The organism is Streptomyces sp. URMC 126 (assembly GCF_051386555.1).
Classification (GTDB): domain Bacteria; phylum Actinomycetota; class Actinomycetes; order Streptomycetales; family Streptomycetaceae; genus Streptomyces.
On record NZ_JBPQTX010001039.1, the window covers coordinates 1 to 258 of the forward strand.

At 54.7% G+C, this 258-nt stretch carries 1 protein-coding gene; it reads right to left on the reverse strand.

What is annotated here, in order from left to right:
• A partial coding sequence (locus tag ACSNOK_RS35000; protein WP_436784732.1) for a hypothetical protein occupies nucleotides 1-242 on the reverse strand: 242 nt, incomplete at its 3' end.
• Between the last annotated feature and the right edge of the window lie 16 nt (nucleotides 243-258).

Here is a 258-nt window from a genome sequence, read left to right on the forward strand (position 1 = left end):
GTGTCAACGCAAACGCGCCAGTCAACGATTACGTCGGTTTTCGTGTAAACGGCGGTTTGCCGGATTTCTGTGGGAAATTGCGAAGCCCAGCCGCTGACGGCTTCACAATCGCAAAAGCCGGTGAAACAAGCCGGGCGCTCGTTTTGATTTTCGCGCAAAATGCGGGCGCGCACGCTGTCGGCTTGTTTTAAAACAAATTTGTGCGAGCGAATGCCGCGAAACGGCGAGCCGAGCGCAGTCACCGAAGCAATGTTTTTC